We start from the raw sequence: 366 nt of genomic DNA, 5'->3' as shown, positions 1-366 counted from the left end.
AAAAAAAAGAGCCCTAAGGGCTCTTTTTTAATTATTTTTGGATGTTAACTGCTTGAGGACCGCGGTCACTTTGTTCGATATCAAAAGTAACTTTTTGGCCTTCATCTAAAGTTTTGAAGCCATCTGATTGAATAGCTGAGAAGTGAGCAAACACATCTTCACCATTTTCTTGTGTGATAAAACCAAAACCTTTGTCTGCGTTAAACCATTTAACTGTACCGTTAATCATAAAATAATTTCCTCCTGATGCATATTTATATATGCGTTTTGTTGCAATGAATATTTGATAAGCAAAAGCAAGAATTATAGATATGTATAACACTACAGCTCACGTTTCAAATTCGATTACATACGTAGTATAACACA

1 protein-coding gene is annotated in these 366 nt (G+C 33.1%); it reads right to left on the bottom strand.

Going from position 1 to position 366, the window contains the following annotated elements; genetic code table 11:
* Positions 1-31: 31 nt before the first annotated feature.
* Positions 32-229, bottom strand: coding sequence for a cold-shock protein (locus FC86_RS02260; protein ID WP_056974413.1), 198 nt, complete (start codon positions 227-229; stop codon positions 32-34).
* Positions 230-366: the final 137 nt, after the last annotated feature.

This window comes from Holzapfeliella floricola DSM 23037 = JCM 16512, from assembly GCF_001436605.1.
Lineage (GTDB): Bacteria > Bacillota > Bacilli > Lactobacillales > Lactobacillaceae > Holzapfeliella > Holzapfeliella floricola.
Note: the sequence above shows the minus strand (reverse complement) of the source record. Positions and strands in the feature narration are given on the sequence as shown.